This is a genomic window from Bradyrhizobium sp. Mp27, assembly GCF_029953005.1.
Taxonomy (GTDB): Bacteria; Pseudomonadota; Alphaproteobacteria; order Rhizobiales; family Xanthobacteraceae; genus Bradyrhizobium; species Bradyrhizobium barranii.
Map to the genome: position 1 here is coordinate 1 of NZ_JASAUS010000477.1, position 1,559 is coordinate 1,559.

Here is a 1,559-nt window from a genome sequence, read left to right on the forward strand (position 1 = left end):
GTCTCGGTCATGGCGTATCGCTCTCCTCGAGAGGTTCTGGCAGGCTCGTCACCCGCCTCGATACGCCGCCTTCCTCACACCGTCATCACCCAGATTCCGCCATAGCTCCCGTGCGGCTCGAGGAAGACCGCGCGCCTTTGTTGCTTCAACGGGCAGGGGTGGCACAAACCGCCCGCTGTCCTTGGACTCAGAGCACTGCCTGCCACGGGAGGTGTCGAAAAATGCTACATGAAAGAATTGGGATCATGCGTTCCCCCGATCTCGGCCGAACACATCATTTCGGATTCCGTCTGCCGCGTATTAATGGGTGACGGCGAGTTCTCGATCTCAGGCGTTCCGTGGCTGGAAGCGGGCGAAACGAAGATAATGGCCCCACCTCAGGCAAAATGCCTTTGTACCAAGCACAACAGCGCGCTTAGCCCGCTCGATGCCTCCGCACATTACTTCTTCACGTCGCTCAAATCTTATCTCGAACATGATGCCGGGTCGCGACACGCCATTCTATCCGGGCATGACCTCGAACGCTGGGTCTTGAAAACCGCCAAAGCAGCAGCCGTGTCCCGGAACCTGGCACGCGGAAGACAACGACTGTCGGGTGCGTTCTCGCGGGATGAGGCAATTCTCGACATGCTTGACGACCCCCGGCATTGGCCCGAAGGGGCAGGGCTCTACTGCACCATGAACACGGGCGACATCGCGGAAAACACCCCGCGCTTTCAGTTCCAGCCGCTGACAGATGACCATGACGAAATCAAAGCCCTGGCGACTAACATCATGGGCTTTCGCTTCGAGTTGCTGCTCGAAGCGCCTGAACTGAGCAAGCATCCATCCTTGATCGGTGCAAGATATCGACCGAGCCGAATCCTGATCTCGTATCCAACATCAACAAATTGGGTAACACTGAGCTGGGAGGACGACAAAAAACATGAGGAAATGACCGTCCAATGGCTTCAACGGCGTTGACCCTTCGCGACGGACAAATCGTTCAACTTCGCGCAAGCAAGGCGCTTCGCCCAGACTCGCGGACTGACAGACCATGCCGTCGTTTCAGTCGACCCGAGCCGCGGAAATCGGCGGGGAGTTGCGCAATCCTGGTGAGGTGACTTTCCCACGGCGAGCTTTCCTTCTAACGAGCGCCGTCGCCGGGTTGGCCGGCAGCCGGATCACTAAACAAGAACGAGAAATTGCACCTAAGCTTGCCGCTGAGTTCGTGGTCAGGGAAACGCTCCAGCGCCGCCGCCCAAACCTCCGCTGCCGTTGCCGCATCACCGCTGTTCCAGTGAGCACCGCCAAGATCGAACATCGCTACGGCATAGTCCGGGTCGAGCGCAAGCGCCCTTTCGTAGGCGTCGATCGCCTCTCGCCACCAGCCGACGCTGGCGTAAGCCGTAGCCAGCTGAAACCAGCTCATGGCGTCCGGCTGAACGATCTGGGCCTGCTCCAGCAGCAGGAGCTATGGCTGATTTTGGGTGACGCGGCCTGATCAGGCGGCGTGGCTTTCAGTGTTCGGAATGACTTCGATTCCGTCGATGAACTTTACACCGGCGATGACTTTCGGC

At 58.8% G+C, this 1,559-nt stretch carries 2 protein-coding genes; one reads left to right on the plus strand and one right to left on the minus strand.

Annotated features, from left to right (window positions below):
- Positions 1-228 precede the first annotated feature (228 nt).
- Positions 229-963: a hypothetical protein gene (locus QJT78_RS51085; protein ID WP_224517502.1), complete on the plus strand. Its 735-nt coding sequence runs from the start codon at positions 229-231 to the stop codon at positions 961-963.
- A gap of 163 nt (positions 964-1,126) precedes the next feature.
- On the opposite strand, the gene QJT78_RS51090 is transcribed toward QJT78_RS51085, so the two are convergent.
- A complete protein-coding gene (locus QJT78_RS51090; protein ID WP_348652447.1) occupies positions 1,127-1,450 on the minus strand; it encodes a tetratricopeptide repeat protein in 324 nt (107 codons plus the stop codon).
- Positions 1,451-1,559 lie beyond the last annotated feature (109 nt).